Source organism: Delftia sp. K82 (assembly GCF_002193035.1).
In the GTDB taxonomy this organism is placed as follows: domain Bacteria; phylum Pseudomonadota; class Gammaproteobacteria; order Burkholderiales; family Burkholderiaceae_C; genus Comamonas; species Comamonas acidovorans.
On record NZ_MYFL01000004.1, the window covers coordinates 56,437 to 72,372 of the forward strand.

Annotated in this window: 19 protein-coding genes; 5 read left to right on the top strand and 14 right to left on the bottom strand. The window is 66.4% G+C overall.

What is annotated here, in order from left to right:
• The first annotated feature begins 73 nt into the window (after positions 1-73).
• Together KDK82_RS23650 and KDK82_RS23655 are read left to right on the top strand one after the other, a co-directional pair.
• On the top strand, positions 74-460 hold the full coding sequence (locus KDK82_RS23650) for a MerR family transcriptional regulator (RefSeq protein WP_012207837.1): 387 nt from the start codon (positions 74-76) through the stop codon (positions 458-460).
• A gap of 52 nt (positions 461-512) precedes the next feature.
• Positions 513-1,163 carry an NAD(P)H-dependent oxidoreductase gene (locus KDK82_RS23655; protein ID WP_088166391.1) on the top strand — a complete coding sequence of 217 codons (651 nt, stop codon included), beginning with the start codon at positions 513-515 and terminating at the stop codon, positions 1,161-1,163.
• Here KDK82_RS23655 and KDK82_RS23660 read toward each other — a convergent pair.
• The 4 genes from KDK82_RS23660 to KDK82_RS23675 form a co-directional block, all read right to left on the bottom strand.
• Positions 1,147-2,310: a glycerophosphodiester phosphodiesterase gene (locus KDK82_RS23660; protein ID WP_179217969.1), complete on the bottom strand. Its 1,164-nt coding sequence runs from the start codon at positions 2,308-2,310 to the stop codon at positions 1,147-1,149. The genes KDK82_RS23655 and KDK82_RS23660 overlap by 17 nt on opposite strands.
• Positions 2,311-2,382: 72 nt before the next feature.
• A complete protein-coding gene (gene metW / locus KDK82_RS23665) occupies positions 2,383-2,967 on the bottom strand; it encodes a methionine biosynthesis protein MetW (protein WP_012207840.1) in 585 nt (194 codons plus the stop codon).
• Positions 2,964-4,112 carry a homoserine O-acetyltransferase gene (locus KDK82_RS23670; protein ID WP_088166681.1) on the bottom strand — a complete coding sequence of 383 codons (1,149 nt, stop codon included), beginning with the start codon at positions 4,110-4,112 and terminating at the stop codon, positions 2,964-2,966. Before KDK82_RS23670 ends, metW begins: the two co-directional genes overlap by 4 nt.
• 106 nt (positions 4,113-4,218) lie before the next feature.
• Positions 4,219-4,797, bottom strand: a complete 579-nt coding sequence (locus KDK82_RS23675) for a TMEM165/GDT1 family protein (RefSeq protein WP_034397481.1) — start codon at positions 4,795-4,797, stop codon at positions 4,219-4,221.
• 493 nt (positions 4,798-5,290) lie between these two features.
• On the opposite strand from KDK82_RS23675, the gene KDK82_RS23680 reads away from it, so the two are divergent.
• Together KDK82_RS23680 and KDK82_RS23685 are read left to right on the top strand one after the other, a co-directional pair.
• Positions 5,291-5,665 carry an RNA-binding protein gene (locus KDK82_RS23680; protein WP_012207843.1) on the top strand — a complete coding sequence of 125 codons (375 nt, stop codon included), beginning with the start codon at positions 5,291-5,293 and terminating at the stop codon, positions 5,663-5,665.
• A 255-nt stretch (positions 5,666-5,920) separates the two neighbouring features.
• A complete protein-coding gene (locus tag KDK82_RS23685; protein ID WP_088166393.1) occupies positions 5,921-6,454 on the top strand; it encodes an RNA-binding protein in 534 nt (177 codons plus the stop codon).
• A 104-nt stretch (positions 6,455-6,558) separates the two neighbouring features.
• Here KDK82_RS23685 and KDK82_RS23690 read toward each other — a convergent pair whose 3' ends face one another.
• Genes KDK82_RS23690 through KDK82_RS23705 form a run of 4 tightly spaced genes read right to left on the bottom strand, consistent with a single transcriptional unit; the run spans position 6,559 to position 9,576 of the window.
• Complete coding sequence (locus KDK82_RS23690; protein WP_013804805.1) at positions 6,559-7,359, bottom strand: SDR family oxidoreductase; 801 nt, start codon at positions 7,357-7,359, stop codon at positions 6,559-6,561.
• A gap of 41 nt (positions 7,360-7,400) precedes the next feature.
• Complete coding sequence (lptC, locus tag KDK82_RS23695) at positions 7,401-8,018, bottom strand: LPS export ABC transporter periplasmic protein LptC (protein ID WP_088166394.1); 618 nt, start codon at positions 8,016-8,018, stop codon at positions 7,401-7,403.
• On the bottom strand, positions 8,015-8,575 hold the full coding sequence (locus tag KDK82_RS23700; protein WP_088166395.1) for an HAD family hydrolase: 561 nt from the start codon (positions 8,573-8,575) through the stop codon (positions 8,015-8,017). The genes lptC and KDK82_RS23700 overlap by 4 nt, the downstream gene beginning before the upstream one ends.
• The gene (locus KDK82_RS23705; RefSeq protein WP_088166396.1) at positions 8,575-9,576 is read right to left on the bottom strand and encodes an SIS domain-containing protein; all 1,002 of its coding nucleotides are present in this window, start codon (positions 9,574-9,576) and stop codon (positions 8,575-8,577) included. The genes KDK82_RS23700 and KDK82_RS23705 overlap by 1 nt, the downstream gene beginning before the upstream one ends.
• Positions 9,577-9,673: 97 nt before the next feature.
• Between KDK82_RS23705 and KDK82_RS23710 the strand changes: the two genes are divergently transcribed.
• Positions 9,674-10,231, top strand: coding sequence for an adenine phosphoribosyltransferase (locus KDK82_RS23710; protein WP_012207849.1), 558 nt, complete (start codon positions 9,674-9,676; stop codon positions 10,229-10,231).
• 17 nt (positions 10,232-10,248) lie between these two features.
• Here KDK82_RS23710 and KDK82_RS23715 read toward each other — a convergent pair whose 3' ends face one another.
• The 6 genes from KDK82_RS23715 to KDK82_RS23740 form a co-directional block, all read right to left on the bottom strand.
• Entirely contained in the window at positions 10,249-10,992 is a 744-nt protein-coding gene (locus KDK82_RS23715; RefSeq protein ID WP_088166397.1) for a hypothetical protein, read from the bottom strand.
• Between the two features lie 176 nt (positions 10,993-11,168).
• A complete protein-coding gene (locus tag KDK82_RS23720; protein WP_012207851.1) occupies positions 11,169-11,648 on the bottom strand; it encodes a Crp/Fnr family transcriptional regulator in 480 nt (159 codons plus the stop codon).
• A gap of 219 nt (positions 11,649-11,867) precedes the next feature.
• Positions 11,868-13,289 (bottom strand): tRNA uridine-5-carboxymethylaminomethyl(34) synthesis GTPase MnmE, encoded by a 1,422-nt coding sequence (gene mnmE, locus KDK82_RS23725; RefSeq protein ID WP_088166398.1) that lies wholly within the window; start codon positions 13,287-13,289, stop codon positions 11,868-11,870.
• Positions 13,290-13,387: 98 nt separating this feature from the next.
• Positions 13,388-15,100, bottom strand: coding sequence for a membrane protein insertase YidC (yidC, locus tag KDK82_RS23730; protein ID WP_013804811.1), 1,713 nt, complete (start codon positions 15,098-15,100; stop codon positions 13,388-13,390).
• Complete coding sequence (yidD, locus tag KDK82_RS23735; RefSeq protein ID WP_088166399.1) at positions 15,097-15,387, bottom strand: membrane protein insertion efficiency factor YidD; 291 nt, start codon at positions 15,385-15,387, stop codon at positions 15,097-15,099. Before yidD ends, yidC begins: the two co-directional genes overlap by 4 nt.
• Positions 15,384-15,893 (bottom strand): ribonuclease P protein component, encoded by a 510-nt coding sequence (locus tag KDK82_RS23740; RefSeq protein WP_012207855.1) that lies wholly within the window; start codon positions 15,891-15,893, stop codon positions 15,384-15,386. Before KDK82_RS23740 ends, yidD begins: the two co-directional genes overlap by 4 nt.
• Positions 15,894-15,936: the final 43 nt, after the last annotated feature.

Here is a 15,936-nt window from a genome sequence, read left to right on the forward strand (position 1 = left end):
CCGCGATCCGGTCATTGTGCGCCAAGGCGGCACGGACCCCGGGCACCCCGCCGCCAACGACTACGATCGCGCCATGTATATCGGAGAACTCGCCCGACGCGCCGGCTGCTCGCCCAAGGCCGTCCGGCTGTATGAATCACGGGGCCTGCTCGGCGCCGTGGCACGGGCAGGCAGCTACCGCATCTATGGCGAGCAGGACCTGGTGCTTGTGCAGCGCATCCGCCAGGCGCTGGGACTGGGCTTTCGGCTGGACGAGCTGCACGGCCTGCACCGCATCCATGAGGCCGCAAGCTGGGAAGCCCTGGCCCGGCTGCTGCGCGAGCGCAGCACCCAGGTTCAGGCGGACATCCGGCGCCTCCAGGCACAGCAGTCCCAGTTGGCGGCGCTGGAGCGCGAACTGCTCGAATGCAGCCTGGAGACGGCAGGTACCCAGGGCGCCTGCGAACCCGCATTGGCCTGAGCACGCGGCCTGAGCCCGGGTGCTTGACCCTGCCCCAAGGGGCAAGGCGAACATGGGTGCCATGTCTCCAAGCACCGCCCACCCTCCTGCCGATACGCATCCCCAGCGCATCCTGATCATCCTCGGCCACCCGTCGGCCAGCAGCCTGTGCGCAGGCCTGGCCGACGCCTACGCACAGGGCGCACGCGACAGCGGCGCCGAGGTGCGCCTGCTGCGCCTGGGCGAACTGGACTTCGACCCGCTGCTGCATGCCGGCTACCGCCAGGACCAGCCCCTGGAGCCTGACCTGCAGCAGGCCCAGGCCGACATCCTCTGGGCCAGTCACCTGGCCTGGGCCTATCCCACCTGGTGGGGCGGCCTGCCGGCCTTGCTCAAGGGCTTCATCGATCGCATCTTTCTGCCGGGCTTCGCGTTCAAGTACCGCAAGGGCTCGGTGCTGTGGGACCGGCTGCTGGCCGGCCGCACGGCCGACCTGCTGGTGAGCATGGATTCACCGCCCTGGTACTACCGCTGGGTGGCGCACATGCCGGGCCACCACCAGATGCGCCGCGCCATCCTGGAATTCAGCGGCATCCGGCCCGTGCGCATACACAGCTTCGGCCCCGTGCTCGGCGCCGAGGCCGCCCGTGTGCAGCAGTGGCTGGAGCAGGCGCAGGCAGCAGGCCGGCGCGCGGCGGCGCGCCGTCTCAAGGCTTCGGTTTGAGCAGGTCATCGATGGCCGCGCGCCCCACCGACGGATCGTCGGTGAAGATGCCATCGATGCCCGTGCGCAGAAAATCGTCCATGTCGGCGCGCGCATTGCCGCGCCGGGTGCCGTCCTGTGCGGGCGGCGATTTCAGGCTCAGGGGCAGGAAGGCGTTCTCGGGCCGCAGCGTCCAGGGATGGACCAGCAGCCCCGCACGGTGGGCATCGGCCACCAGTGCCGTGGGCGCGTCATTCGCACCCTGCACCACGGGGATCACCATGCTCTTGCTCGGCCCTATGCCGTTGGCATAGCGCGCAATCTCGGCCAGGCCTGCGGGCGTGACCATGTCGGCATAGCCGGGGCCCGTGCCGCGCGCCACGCTGTCATAGGGCTTGCCCTTGGGCGCCAGCAATTGCACCAGGCGCAGGCTGCTGCGCGCACGGATCCAGCGCAGGTTCTCGACCTCGAAGGACTGCACGAACACCGGCGCCTGCGCATGGTTCCAGCCGTTGTCCGCAAGCAGCTTCAGCAGCACGGGCTCCAGCGGCAGGCCGATGGACTGGAAGTAGCTCGGGTGCTTGGTCTCGGGATAGATGCCTATGGTGCGGTTCGTGCGTACGCTCTCGGCTCGGGCCAGGTCGATGACCTCCTGCAGCGTGGGCACCTCGAAACGGTCATTGAACTGCACATTCGCCGGGCGGATCGCCGGGATGCGCTCACGCGCACGCAGCGTCTTCAGCTCGGCCAGCGTGAAATCCTCCACGAACCAGCCCGTGATGGCCTGCCCGTCGATGGTTTTGGTGGTCTTGCGCGCCGCGAACTCGGGACGGTCGGCCACATTGGTCGTGGCCTCCTTGAGGCTGCCGTCGGCCGCCAGGATGGCGATGGCGTTCTCATGCCGCGCCACCAACACGCCATCGCGCGTGATGACCAGGTCGGGCTCGATGAAGTCGGCGCCCGCGCGTATGGCCTCCCGGTAGGCCTCCAGCGTGTGCTCTGGCCGCAGTGCCGATGCGCCGCGGTGCGCGATCAGCGCGGGCCGGGGAGGCCAGTCCGCGGCCTGCGATGGGGAATTGGCGGCCTGCGGCGTGGCGCAGCCTGCCAGCAGCAGGCCGGCGGCCGCGCCGGCCAGGGTCAGCGCGCGGCGGCGTGGGAAGCGGTTCATGTCTGCCTTTCGGGTTCGCAATCCGTCGATTGTGCGCGCCACCCATGACACGGGCATGGACCGGACCGCCGCTCAGGCGTGCTCGAAATGGAAGACGGCCGTGCCCGCCATGAGATTGGGCAGGGTACGCACGCTGCGGCCATCCTGCAGGCCGAAGGAGTCCAGTATGCGCAGCCGGTTCCGGGTGGCCAGCACCTCGAAGTCCTTGTAGGTGCCCACGCGGATATTGGGCGTGTCATACCACTGGTAGGGCAGGCGCCGCGTCACCGGCATGCGCCCGCGCAGCACGGACAGGCGGTTGGGCCAGTGCGCGAAGTTGGGGAAGGCGACGATGCCCGCGCGGCCTATGCGCGCCGTCTCCTGCAGCATGGTCTCGGCATTGCGCAGATGCTGCAGCGTGTCGATCTGCAGCACCACGTCGAAGCTGTTGTCCTGGAAGATGGCCAGGCCGTCCTCCAGGTTCAACTGCAGCACGTTCACGCCCCGGCGCACGCAGGCCAGCACATTGGCGTCGTCCAGTTCCACGCCATAGCCAGTGCAGCCGCGCTCGCGCTGCAGGTGCGACAGCAGGGCGCCATCGCCGCAGCCCAGGTCGAGCACGCGCGAGCCCTTGGGGATCAGGCGCGCAATCGCCTGCATGGTGTTCAGCTCGGTCATGCGGCCTCCTTGGCGGCTGTCGTGGTTTCCTGGGCGATGTTGTCAAAGTAGGAGCGCATCACCTTCATGTAGCGGGGGTCGTCGAGCAGGAAGGCGTCATGGCCGTGGGGCGCGTCGATCTCGGCGTAGCTGACGTCGCGGTTGTTCTCCAGCAGCGACTTGACCAGCTCGCGGCTGCGCGCGGGGGCAAAGCGCCAGTCGGTGGTGAAGCTCACCAGCAGGAAGCCGGCCTTGGCCACGGACAGCGCCCGGGTCAGGTCGCCGCCATGCGCGCGCGCCGGGTCGAAATAATCGAGCGCACGCGTGATCAGCAGGTAGGTGTTGGCGTCGAAGTAGCTGCTGAACTTCTCGCCCTGGTAGCGCAGGTAGCTCTCGATCTGGAACTCCACATCCTGCGTGCTGTACTTCAGGTCCAGCCCCTCCCTCAGCTGGCGGCCGAACTTCTGGTTCATCACGTCGTCGCTGAGGTAGGTGATGTGGCCGATCATGCGGGCGATGCGCAGGCCCCGCGCCGGCACCACGCCGTGCTCGTAGAAATGCCCGCCGTGGAAATCCGGGTCGGTGACGATGGCGCGGCGCGCCACCTCGTTGAAGGCGATGTTCTCGGCATTCAGGTTGGGCGCGCTGGCCACGACCACGGCGTGGCGCATGCGGTCAGGATGGCGCAGCGACCACGACAGCGCCTGCATGCCGCCCAGGCTGCCGCCCAGCACGGCGGCCAGCTGGCCAATGCCCAGCCGGTCCAGCAGCCGGGCCTGGGCGTCCACCCAGTCCTCCACCGTGACCACGGGGAAGTCGGCGCCATAGATCTTGCCGGTGTCGGGATGCGCGTGCATGGGGCCGGTCGAGCCAAAGCACGAGCCCAGGTTGTTCACGCCGATCACGAAGAACCGGTTCGTATCCACGGGCTTGCCCGGGCCGATCATGTTGTCCCACCAGCCCTCGCTCTTGGCCTGGCCCTCGTAGACGCCTGCCACATGGTGGGAGGCATTGAGCGCATGGCAGACCAGCACCGCGTTGCTGCGATCGGCATTGAGCTGCCCGTAGGTCTCGTAGGCGAGGTCGTAGTCCCGGATCGAGCCCCCGCCCTGCAGCGGCAGGGGCTCGTCGAAGTGCATGTTTTGTGGTGTGGCGATGAAGGACATGAAAAAACCCGGCATCGCTAAAAACGAGGCCGGGTTCTCTGGTGTCGTCTTTAGCAGGATTTATAAAGCGCCCGCAAGCAGAAGCAAATCGGCGCATGAAGGCTCATTATGCCAAAACGCCCGTCCCCGGAAGGAACAGGGCCAGCACGCCCAGCACCAGGAAGATCACGGCCGAGACCACATGCACCAGGCGTATGGGCACGCGCTTGACCAGCTTGTCGCCCAGCCACACCACAGGCGCGTTGGCCAGCATCATGCCCAGCGTGGTGCCGGCCACCACCCACAGGTAGGCGTTGTACTTGGCCGCCAGCATCACGGTGGCGATCTGCGTCTTGTCGCCCATCTCGGCCAGGAAGAAGGCCACCAGCGTGGTGCCGAAGACGCCCCAGCGCGAATGCCCGGAGACCTCGTCCTCGTCGAGCTTGTCGGGGATCAGCATCCAGATCGCCATGGCGATGAAGGACAGGCCCAGGATCCAGCGCATGGCGTTCTCGCCCAGGTAGCTGGTGATCCAGGCGCCCACGGCACCGGCCAGCGCATGGTTGACCAGCGTGGCCACGAAAATGCCCGCAACGATGGGCCAGGGTTTGCGAAAACGCGCGGCGAGCACCAGCGACAGCAGCTGGGTCTTGTCCCCCATCTCGGCAAGTGCGACGACGGAGGTTGAAATCAGGAAGGCTTCCATGGTGTGGGGATTTATCCGGCCGGATAGAGCACGCATTGACCACGCTCCGACTCCGGCCTTTGGATCGGTGCGCGGTCAATGGTCTCGATCGGTCACACGCAGCATTGCACTGCGCGCCGCATACGCCATAGGCCAGCGAAGGCCCAAGTTTGTTGACGCATGCATCCGGCTACTGAGCCGAACGATCTACTCCCCAAAGACTGAGGCGGCGATCATAGCAGCCCCCCGATCCGCATGCCGACCACCACTGCCGCCACGGCACTTGCTTATGCGCTGCCGCAATTTCAGGGTTACTCCCAGGGGCATTCTGTGGCGGGCACGACGAATTTTTGCGAAACAGTAATAACGTGCGAAAACTTCTGCCACATAATGGGCAGGCTTTCGTTCGGGCTTCGGCTCAATGAGGGCGAGTGCGTTTGCGTCTCTAACGTTGTCATCCCGTGTTGACTCCCTAGGGCTCCATCGCGTTTTCCAGTTTTTTCAGGAGTCCTCCATGGGCAACAAGCTTTACGTCGGCAACCTGCCGTACACCTTCCGTGACAGCGATCTGGAGCAAGCCTTCAGCGAATTCGGCGCCGTCAACAGCGCCAAAGTGATGATGGAGCGCGACACCGGCCGTTCCAAGGGTTTCGGCTTCGTCGAAATGGGCAGCGATGCCGAAGCACAAGCTGCTATCCAAGGCCTGCACGGCCAAAACCGCGGCGGCCGTGACCTGGTGGTCAACGAAGCCCGTCCGATGGAGCCCCGCGCTCCCCGTAGCGGCGGCTTCGGCGGCGGCTTTGGTGGTGGCGGCGGTGGCGGCGGCTTCGGCGGCGGCAACCGTGACGGCGGCTACGGCGGTGGCGGTGGCCGTCGCAACAGCTACTAAGCACTCGCTTAGAGCTTGCGTTAGCAAAAAAATGGGGCCTTCGGGCCCCTTTTTTGTTGCCAAACGTTATCAGCTTGTGTTTTCGAGCATTTATCTTTTTGATTTTTGTGCTTCATAATTTGGTTTCGGGCAGACCCGTTCGAACGCTATGTGTTTAGGAAGGTTGGACAGGCTCTTGTATACAAAGAACCTGATGTCTGTGCGTCCTGAAGCCGAGCGCAAACCAGTGAGCATTGAGGAGTTGAGGAGTTTTTGATGGGCAATAAGCTTTACGTCGGCAACCTTCCCTATGGTGTGCGTGACAACGACTTGGAGCAGGCATTCAGCCAGTTCGGCGCTGTCACCAGCGCCCGGGTCATGATGGAACGCGACACAGGCCGCTCCAAGGGATTCGGGTTTGTCGAAATGGGCAGCGATGCCGAGGCACAGGCAGCCGTTCAAGGCATGAATGGCCAGCCATTGGGCGGGCGCAGCCTCGTGGTGAACGAAGCGCGCCCCATGGAGCCCCGTCCCCCGCGCTCGGGCGGCTTTGGTGGCGGCGGCGGTGGTGGCGGCTATGGCCGTGGTGATGGCGGCGGCGGTGGCTACGGTGGCGGTGGGCGCGCTGATGGCGGAGGCTACGGGCGCAGCGATGGCGGCGGCGGTGGTGGCTATGGCCGTGGTGACGGCGGTGGAGGCGGCGGCTACGGCGGCCGTGGCGATGGTGGTTTCCGCAGCCCCTATGGCTCCGGCCCCCGCAATGGCGGCCGTGGCGGCGGATGGGGAAACAACAATAACAACGGAGAATGAGACCCCGGTCTCCATGTTCTCCCAAACAAGAAAAGGCTCCTTCAGGGAGCCTTTTTTGCGGTTGCAAGTTTATGCATGAACATATTCCCTGAGCACGACGAACTTCAGGGATTTTTCGAATGACGATGTTTGCGCTTTCGTCCTACAAGCAGCCGATCAAACAAGGGGTTTGGCAGAATTTTCATCAAACGGCCAACCCACGCCATTTGCCAGGGGATGATGGCCAGGCTGCGCCCGGCATCAATGGAACGCCAAGCCCTTGCAGCAAACTCATGGGGCTGCAATAGGAATGGCATGCCATAGCGGTTACCGCGTGTGAGGGGTGTATCTACATAACCAGGAAGCAATGTAGTGACTTTTACGCCACTACTGCGCAATTCACCGCGAAGGCTTTCGCAATAGGCAATGACTGCAGCCTTGCTGGCGCAATAAGCACCATGTCCCGGCAGGCCGCGCAGCCCGGCCACACTGGCGATACCGACCAACTGCCCGCTGCCACGCCGCACCATGGGCGCGATAAAGGGATGGAAACTGGCCGCCACGCCCATGGTGTTGACGGCCAGCACCTGCTGCATGGTGTCGATATCCTCGCGCATCGAGGTGTCCACACCCCAGCTGACGCCGGCATTGGCTATCACGACATCGGGCAGGCCCTGCTGCTGCTCACAGCGCCGGGCGGCAGCGATGATGCTGTCGGGCACGGCCACATCGGCCTCGTAGATGGCGAAGCGCGACGCCTCCAGGCCCTGCTGCGCAGCCCATTGCGCCATCACGTCGCCACGCCGCGCAACCAGTGCCAGCGACCAGCCTTGCTGGTAGGCATGCCAGGCCAGGGCCTGGCCTATGCCGCTGGATGCGCCGGTGATGAAGGCCAGGGGTGCCGGGCTGCGCGAGGATGTCGTCATGGCTTGTTCTCCATCGGCAGGCCTGCGCTTGCGCTGGCGCCTTACTTGGTCCTGGACGGCTGCAGGGTGCCGCGCACGCGGCCCTGCAGCTTCATCACCAGATCCAGGTTGCTGTACTGCATGCTGTCGGCCGTGAAACGGTCCTTGTCACGGGTCAGCACCACGGGCTGGTTGGAACTCACTCTTTCCTCGTTGGGCCAGGCGTGCAGGAATTCGCCCTGGAATTGCAACTGCGGCTGCGGTTGTTTACCTGCTGTCACAAATGGCTCGCGCGTGACGACGGCATTGCCAAACATCTGCACCTCGGAACCATCGGCATTGCTCAGCGCCCGCTTGGCGCTGCCGCGCGTGATGCGGCCTTCAGGCGAGACTGCGAACATGCGCACGTTGTCGATTTCGAGGGTGTCGGTATCCGGATAGTGGCGGCCCACGCTACCCTCGATCTGGCTCTTGAGCCGCCCCGTGGCGTCGAAGCTCTTGATCGAGAAATCCTTCATGAAGTAGTCGGGCTCATGCGCCACGGCCTTTTCGGTGCCGCTGGCCACGGGCTGCGGTGCATTGCGCACCAGCCACCAGGTGCCCAGCGCCAGCAGGCCCATCAGCAGCACGGGCAGGTACAGGGAAAGCCGGTCACCGACGCGGCGCCAAGCCTGGATCATGATGCGTATTCCGCCAGCAGCCCGGCATAGGCGCCACGCGCGGCCAGCAGCAGGTCGCACAGCTGGCGCACCGCCCCTTCGCCACCGCTGCGCGGCGTGATCCAGTCGGCCACGGCCAGCACCTCGTCATGGGCGTTGGCCGGCGCGCAGGCAAAGGCGGAGCGCCGCATCACGGGCAGGTCGGGCCAGTCGTCGCCCATGGCTGCCGCCTGGTGCCACTGCAGGCCCAGCTCGCCCAGAATGGCCTCGGCGGCAGGCACCTTGTCTTCCGTGCCAAAGCGCGCATGCGTGACGCCCAGGTTGCTCAGCCGCAGGCGCAGGGCCGGCGAATCGCGGCCCGTCACCACGGCGGGCGTGATGCCGGCCTTTTGCAGCAGCTTCAGGCCATGGCCGTCCAGCGTGTTGAAGCGCTTGAGCACCTCGCCTTCGCCAGAGAACAGCAGGCCGCCATCGGTGAGCACGCCATCGACATCGAAGAAGGCCACCCGCACATCCTGTGCCAGCAGCAGCAGTTGTGGGTCCCAGTTCTGCACGGGCGTCAAAGGAGCGCGTGCCATCAGATCACCTTGGCGCGCATCAGGTCGCGGATATGGACCACGCCGCGCAGCTGGCGCTGCGCATCGGCCACCAGCACCGCGGTGATGCCGTGCTCCTCCATCATGCTGGCGGCGTCCACGGCCAGCGCGTCTTCGGCGATGGTGCGGGGCCCCTTGTGCATGACATCGCCGGCCTGCAGCGCGCGCAGGTCGGTGCCGGCCTCCACGCAGCGGCGCAGGTCTCCGTCGGTGAAGATGCCCTGTAGCACGCCTGCCCCATCGACGATGGCCGAGCAGCCCAGGCCCTTGGCGCTCATCTCGCGCATCAGTTCGACAAAGCTGGCATCGGCCCCGACCTTCGGCAGCTCATCGCCGCTGCGCATGACATCACGCACATGGGTCAGCAGCTTGCGGCCCAGCGCACCGCCCGGATGGGAGCGCGCAAAGTCCTCGGCGCCAAAGCCGCGCGCATCGAGCAGGGCCACGGCCAGGGCGTCGCCCATGGCCATCTGCGCGGTGGTGCTGGCCGTGGGCGCCAGGTTCAGGGGGCAGGCCTCGCGCTCGACACGGGTGTCCAGCACCCAGTCGGCATGGCGGGCCAGCGTGGATTGCGCGCCGCCGGTCATGGCCACCAGCGCAATGCCCTGGCGCTTGATGGCCGGCAGCAGCGCAGCGAGCTCATCGGCCTCGCCGCTGTTGGACAGCGCCAGCACCAGGTCAATGCCGGTCACCATGCCCAGATCGCCATGGCTGGCCTCGGCCGGATGCACGAAGAACGCAGGCGTGCCCGTGGAAGCCAGGGTGGCGGCCACCTTGCGCCCGACATGGCCGCTCTTGCCCATGCCCATCACGACGACGCGGCCGGACAGCCGCAGGATGCGCTGCACCACTTCACCGAACACGCCATCAAGGCGCTGCGACATGGCTTGAAGGGCATCGGCCTCGATGCCCAGGGTGTCGCGGGCCAGGCGCAGGGCACGGGGCGTGTCCAGCGCATCCAGGGTGGCAGCATCAGAATTCATCTGGATGATTTTAGGCGGTCTGGCCATCCGGCGGCGGCGGTCGCCATCGGGCGCCTGGGTACACTGGCCCGTCTTCTCCAGCCCCCGATCCAGCGCCATGCATACCACCCCCAGCGTCAACGACTACCTGCGCACCCACATACGCACCGTTCCCGACTGGCCGGCGCCCGGCGTGCAGTTCCGCGACATCACGCCGCTGCTGCAGGACCCGCAGGTCTTTCGCGTGATGACCGACGCCTTCGTGCACCGCTACATGCAGCGCGGCATGCGCCCCGATGTGGTGGCCGGGCTCGATGCGCGTGGCTTCATCCTGGGCGCCGTGGTGGCCCACGAATTGGGCGTGGGATTTGTACCCATCCGCAAAAAGGGCAAGCTGCCCTTCACTACGGTGGAGGAAACCTATGAACTCGAATACGGCAGTGCCACCGTGGAGCTGCACACCGACGCCGTCAAGGCGGGCGACCGCGTGCTGCTGATCGACGACCTGATCGCCACCGGCGGCACCATGATGGCCGGCAAGCGGCTGCTGGAAAAACTCGGCGCCACCGTGATCGAGGGCGCGGCCATCGTGGACCTGCCCGAGCTGGGCGGCTCCACCTTGCTGCGCGATAGCGGACTGCCGCTGTTCACGCTGGTGGATTTCGCCGGCCACTGAGCCAGGCCGCAGCCCGGTCAGCGCAGTTCGCCGTACTGGGTGACGCCCAGGTCCAGGTGGTCCAGCGTGCTGTGGGGAAAGTCCGCACCGCGATCGCCTGCGCCCGGCCCGAGCAAAGGGCCCGAGCGGCGCACACCAGCGGGAGCCGCTGCAGCAGAGCCGGCACCCCGCCCGGCTGCGGGCATGGCCGCCACGGCGAGCTTGAAGGCCGCCATTTCCTGATCGTCTATGGGTTCGAAGGGCGCCATGTCCTGCCTGCGGCGCTGGGGCGCTGCCGCCTCCATCGAGGCCGCCACCGGCACGGCCATGGGCGGGGCAGGACGCGGTGCGCGCGTCGCTGCGGAATGCACCTGGGCTTGGGCCTGGGCTGCAGCGTTCTGGTCGCTGACCCGCCAGTACACGGCCGTCACGACCGCGCCCATGCGGGCCTTGGCCGCCTGGGCCAGCATGGCCTCGATCTCGCTGAGCCGCGCGGTTTCGCTGGCATAGGCCCGCGCCAGGTCCATCATCACCACGAAGCGCTGGCCCACGTTGTCCAGCGAGAGCACCTTGAACTTGTAGCTGGCGGACAACACCCCGGCACGCACCATGACATCGCGCACCACACCGTAGAGCTGCTCACGGCGCTCGGAACGCTCGCTGCGGCGCCCTCCGGGCCCTGCTTCACGACGCGCCACGGCACTGGCCTGGCCATCGTCTCCGGGCGAACCACGGCCCTGCTCCGGCACAGGCTTGCGGGAAAACCAGTTGAACACAGACATGGGGGCTCTCATTGTCACGAATAGTCACAAACTCGCGGCATTGTGCCTGCAACTTTGCGACATTTCGAGCACGGGCGCAGCAAAACCGCTGTATCAATTTGTCGCAGCGCAAAGGCCGGCCTGTCACCGCCCCGCGCCCGCAGAGTGCCCCGCCCCAGGTGCTGCCCGGGAGCCTTTCAGGTACTGGCCACCCGGCGGCGGCTGTCCACCGCACGGCGGGCAAGCACCTGGCCGGCCGCCATGACCAGGGCCAGCGCCACACCGGGCTGGCGATTGCTGAGTTCGGCGAAGCGCATGGCCGTCAGGCACCAAAGCCGTCCCGGCGCAGCCGCCTGCACGGTGGCATGGCGCGCACGGTGGGCGAAGAAGGCGCCCTCGCCCAGGATGGAGCCCGGGCCGACGATGGCCAGGCGGATGCGCTCCTTCGCATCCTGGTAGTGCACGCTGAGGCTGCCGGACTCCACGAAGTACAGATTGCGGTCCAGCGAACCTTCGGCAAACAGCAGCTCGCCCGCCGCCAGCGTGACCGGCACCAGGTAGGGCGCCAGCAGATCCCATTGCTCCAAGGTCAGCGCGTTCTGCACACCATCGACAGCCACGGCCGACGACATGGCCTGGGCCAGTGGCCGCAAATCATTGTGGGAGGAAGAAGACATGGCGGATCCGGTTCGAATTGGGCCGCGCACCCGCGCCAGGGCTGCGCCCGGCGGCAGGCAGCGACGAGGGCCGCTGCGGCACGCCGCATGCTAAGCGACGGCAGCGGGCACGCCAATGCCGACAAGCGGGTTTTCGTCGGCAAATTTTGTAGCAAAAGATAAGTATTGCAGCAACTCTGCTGGCTGTGCGAATGGGGTCGGGGCCATCCGGCAGCCCGGTCACTTGCCGATGCAGAAGCTGGAAAAGATCACGCCCAGCAGATCGTCGGAGCTGAATTCCCCGGTGATGGAGTTCAGCGAGACCTGGGCCAGGCGCAGTTCCTCGGCCAGCAAGTCCAGGTGGGCGGCCTGGGCCGCCAGCTGCAGCTCGGCCTCCTGCAGGTGGGCGGCCACGGCCTGCAGTGCCTCCACATGGCGCGCGCGCGCCAGGTACAGGCCTTCTGGAGCCGACTGCCAGCCGGCCACGTCCAGCAGGCGCCGGCGCAGGGCATCCAGGCCGTCGCCCGTGCGTGCCGACAGTGCCACGCTGCCTTCACGGCCGCCATGCGCTTGCATCTGGGCGGGTTCCGCGCGATCGGTCTTGTTCCAGACGTCGATGACGGGCACCTGGCGCGGCAGCTTCTGGGCCAGGGTTTCGGCAATGGCGGCATCGGCCGCCAGGTAGTCGTGCTCGCCCATGCGTGTGAGGTCGTGCAGGAAGAGCACGGCATCGGCCGCAGCGATCTCCTCCCAGGCGCGCGCGATGCCGATGCGCTCGACCTCGTCGCTGCTCTCACGCAGGCCTGCCGTGTCGATCACATGCAGGGGCACGCCCTCGATCTGGATGGTCTGCTGCACCTTGTCGCGCGTGGTGCCGGCAATCGGGGTGACGATGGCCAGCTCCGCACCGGCCAGCGCGTTGAGCAGCGAGCTCTTGCCCGCATTGGGCTGGCCTGCGATCACGACCTTGATGCCTTCGCGCAACAGCGCACCCTGGTGGGCGCGCGACAGCACCTGGTCCAGCTTGCCACGCAGCCGCGCGAGCTGGCCGCTGGCATCGGCCTTTTGCAGGAAGTCGATCTCTTCCTCGGGAAAGTCCAGCGTGGCCTCGACCAGCATGCGCAGGTGCACCAGCGCATCGCGCAGGCCATGGATTTCCTCGGAAAAAGCGCCCGACAGCGAACGGCTCGCACTGCGCGCGGCGGCCTCGGTGCTGGCGTCGATCAGGTCGGCAATGGCCTCGGCCTGAGCCAGGTCGATCTTGTCGTTGAGAAAGGCACGCTCGGTGAATTCACCGGGCTGGGCCAGGCGCAGGCCCGGCAGCACGCTGCGATGGTCTTCGCCAGAGGCTTGTGCAGCCTCCAGGCAGCGCGCCAGCAGCAGTTGCAGAACGACGGGGCCCCCGTGGGCCTGCAACTCCAGCACATCCTCGCCGGTATAGCTGTGCGGCGCCGGGAAGAACAGGGCCAGGCCGTGGTCGATGGGGCCGCCCTGGGCATCGCGAAACGGCAGATAGGTGGCCTCGCGCGGCTTGAGGTCGCGCCCGCACAGCGCCCGCACCAGCGGCGCCACGCCCTTGCCGGACACACGCACGATGCCCACGGCACCCCGCCCCGGGGCGGTGGCGATGGCGGCGATGGGGTCGTTGTGGCGGGGCAGCATGGATGGAGCTTTCTTGGGAGGGATTTCAGGCCGCCGATGATAGGCCGCCCATGAAAAAGCCCGCCGAAGCGGGCTTTGGAGCCAGGGCCTTCGCAGGCTTACTTGGCCGGCGTGGACTTGCCGAATTTGGGCAGGTTGAACTGCGGCGGCACGCCCATGCGGGTGTTGATGATCCACTGCTGGGCGATGGACAGGATGTTGTTCGTCAGCCAGTACAGCACCAGGCCGGCCGGGAAGAAGAAGAACATCACGCTGAAGACCAGGGGCATGATCCACATCATCTTGGCCTGCATCGGATCCGGCGGAGCGGGGTTCAGCGCGGTCTGCAGCAGCGAGGACAGGGTCATCAGCACGGGCAGGATGAACAGAGGATCCTTGGCCGACAGGTCGGTGATCCAGCCGATCCAGGGCGCGTTGCGGATTTCCACGCTGGACAGCAGCACCCAGTACAGCGCGATGAATACCGGGATCTGGATGATGATGGGCAGGCAGCCGCCCATCGGGTTGACCTTTTCCTCGCGGTAGATACGCATCATCTCCTGCTGCATCTGCTGGGGCTTGTCCTTGAGGCGCTCACGCATTTCCATGATGCGCGGGTTGATGGCCTTCATCTTGGCCATCGAGGAGTAGGCCTTGGCATTGAGCCAGTAGAAGGCGATCTTCAGCAGCAGCACCAGGGCCACGATGGACCAGCCCCAGTTGCCCAGGAAGCCGTGCAGCTTGTCCAGCAGCCAGTACAGCGGCTTGGCCAGGATGGTCAGCCAGCCATAGTCCTTGACCAGCTCCAGCCCGGGCGCCAGCGATTCCAGGCGCTTTTCGATCTGGGGACCGGCGAACAGGCGCGCTTCCACGCTCTTGCTCTGGCCAGGCTCGATGGTGCCCACCGGCGTGATCATGCCGACGGCGTAGAGGTTGTTGTCCACCTTGCGCAGGAAGTTGTCGCGCTGGATGCCTTCGGCCAGCAGCCAGGCGCTGGCGAAGTAATGCTGGACCATGGCCACGTAGCCGCCCGTGGACGACTTCTCGACGCTGGCCTTGCCGCTCTCGATGTCCTTGAACTCGACCTTCTGGTACTTCTTCTCGTCGGTGTAGACGGCCGGGCCCGTGAAGGTGGAGTACATGGTGGACTGTTCGCCTTCGGGCTTGTTGCCATCGCGCACCAGTTGCAGGTACAGCTGCGGGCTCACGGCCGCCGTGCCGGTGTTCACCACTTCATGGCGCACGCCGATGTCGTAGGCGCCGCGCTTGAGCGTCCAGATCTTGACCAGCTTCACGCCACCCATGTCGGGCGACTCGAAGCGCAGTTCCATCTGGTCCTCGCCGTCCTTGAGCTCGCGCGCGCCGGGCAGCGCGGTCATGGTCGTCTTGTGCGTGGGGAAACCGCCGCCGATCAGGCCCGACTGGCCCAGGTACACGCGGTGCACGCTCTCGTCGAACAGCACCACGGGCTTGTCCTTGTGCACGGAATCCGCGTACTTGAGCAGCTCGGCATGGCGCAGCGTGCCGCCCTGGCTGTCGAAGGTCAGGCGCAGCACGTCGGTGCTGATGGTGACGTTCTGGCGCGGGGCTGCCTCGGGCGCGGCGGCAGCGCCGCCAGGCACTTCGCCGGCACCGGCCGTTGCCGCAGCAGCCGCCGAGGGCACACTGGCATCGCCGGGCGCCTTGCCCGTTTCAGGTGCCGGGGCCGTGGCGACGGCAGGCGCGGGGAAAAAAGTGGCCTTCTTGCCGCTGTGCACTTGCCATTTGTCCCATAGCAAGACCAGCGAAAAGCCAAATATCACCCACAGGATGGTGCGGCGAATATCGTTCATGAAGACTTCTTAGGTGAGGAAGGTTGGGTGTTTTCGGGCGCAGCCGTCAGGCTGGTGAACAGCCTGGGCTTTTGCTCTGGCACAGGGTCATGCCCCCCGTCACACCACGGATGACAGCGCGCCAGGCGGCGCAGCGTCAGGTAGGAGCCTACCGCAGCGCCGTGTTGATCCAACGCTTCAAGGGAATAGGCAGAGCAGGTGGGCGTGAAGCGGCAGGCCGAGCCCAGCCAGGGACTGAGCATCAGCCGATAGCCGCGCACCAGCGCCATCAGCAGCCGCTGCATCATGGCGCAACCCCGATGCTCTCGCCAGCGGCTGCGGCGCGCTCCTGTGCGGGCTGCGGGAGCTCGGGCGCAGGCTGCGACAGGCGTTTCGCCGCATAGGCGAACAACTGCTGCAGCTCGGCGCGCACGGCCTGCCGGAGCACATCAGAAGTGGCGCTCACGAACTGGCGCCGGTCAAAGCCCGAGCGCAGCCGCACCACATGGGCGCCTTGGAGCATCAGGGTCTCATGCTCGCTGCCCACGGCATAGATCTGCCGCTTGATGGTGTGTCGCGTCACCGAACGGCGCGCCCAGCGCTTGGGCACCATGGCGCCCAGCCAGGCATCCTGGCGCACGGCGCCAACGCCGAACAGGGCCTGCGGGTCTTGCGACCCGGGCCCTGTCGGTGGCGCCATGGCGCCGCCCTGCTCCGTCAGAACGAGACGGTGCAGGGCGAAATGCGCGGTACGCGATACCGTACCGGCAGCCATGGCGGCCTGAAACTGCGGACGTGTTTTCAGCCGTTGCATGCCAGCACCCCGTTCAGGGGTTCAGTGCAGCGAGCAAACCGCC

Coding starts and splice junctions, on each gene's coding strand:
- KDK82_RS23680 (WP_012207843.1), top strand. CDS start 5,291: ATGGGCAACAAGCTTTACGTCGGCAACCTGCCGTACACCTTCCGTGAC.
- KDK82_RS23655 (WP_088166391.1), top strand. CDS start 513: ATGGGTGCCATGTCTCCAAGCACCGCCCACCCTCCTGCCGATACGCAT.
- KDK82_RS23685 (WP_088166393.1), top strand. CDS start 5,921: ATGGGCAATAAGCTTTACGTCGGCAACCTTCCCTATGGTGTGCGTGAC.
- KDK82_RS23740 (WP_012207855.1), bottom strand. CDS start 15,893: ATGCAACGGCTGAAAACACGTCCGCAGTTTCAGGCCGCCATGGCTGCC.
- metW (WP_012207840.1), bottom strand. CDS start 2,967: ATGACCGAGCTGAACACCATGCAGGCGATTGCGCGCCTGATCCCCAAG.
- mnmE (WP_088166398.1), bottom strand. CDS start 13,289: ATGCTGCCCCGCCACAACGACCCCATCGCCGCCATCGCCACCGCCCCG.
- KDK82_RS23705 (WP_088166396.1), bottom strand. CDS start 9,576: ATGAATTCTGATGCTGCCACCCTGGATGCGCTGGACACGCCCCGTGCC.
- yidC (WP_013804811.1), bottom strand. CDS start 15,100: ATGAACGATATTCGCCGCACCATCCTGTGGGTGATATTTGGCTTTTCG.
- yidD (WP_088166399.1), bottom strand. CDS start 15,387: ATGATGCAGCGGCTGCTGATGGCGCTGGTGCGCGGCTATCGGCTGATG.
- KDK82_RS23720 (WP_012207851.1), bottom strand. CDS start 11,648: ATGTCTTCTTCCTCCCACAATGATTTGCGGCCACTGGCCCAGGCCATG.
- KDK82_RS23715 (WP_088166397.1), bottom strand. CDS start 10,992: ATGTCTGTGTTCAACTGGTTTTCCCGCAAGCCTGTGCCGGAGCAGGGC.
- KDK82_RS23650 (WP_012207837.1), top strand. CDS start 74: ATGTATATCGGAGAACTCGCCCGACGCGCCGGCTGCTCGCCCAAGGCC.
- KDK82_RS23710 (WP_012207849.1), top strand. CDS start 9,674: ATGCATACCACCCCCAGCGTCAACGACTACCTGCGCACCCACATACGC.
- KDK82_RS23690 (WP_013804805.1), bottom strand. CDS start 7,359: ATGACGACATCCTCGCGCAGCCCGGCACCCCTGGCCTTCATCACCGGC.
- lptC (WP_088166394.1), bottom strand. CDS start 8,018: ATGATCCAGGCTTGGCGCCGCGTCGGTGACCGGCTTTCCCTGTACCTG.
- KDK82_RS23670 (WP_088166681.1), bottom strand. CDS start 4,112: ATGTCCTTCATCGCCACACCACAAAACATGCACTTCGACGAGCCCCTG.
- KDK82_RS23660 (WP_179217969.1), bottom strand. CDS start 2,310: ATGAACCGCTTCCCACGCCGCCGCGCGCTGACCCTGGCCGGCGCGGCC.
- KDK82_RS23700 (WP_088166395.1), bottom strand. CDS start 8,575: ATGGCACGCGCTCCTTTGACGCCCGTGCAGAACTGGGACCCACAACTG.
- KDK82_RS23675 (WP_034397481.1), bottom strand. CDS start 4,797: ATGGAAGCCTTCCTGATTTCAACCTCCGTCGTCGCACTTGCCGAGATG.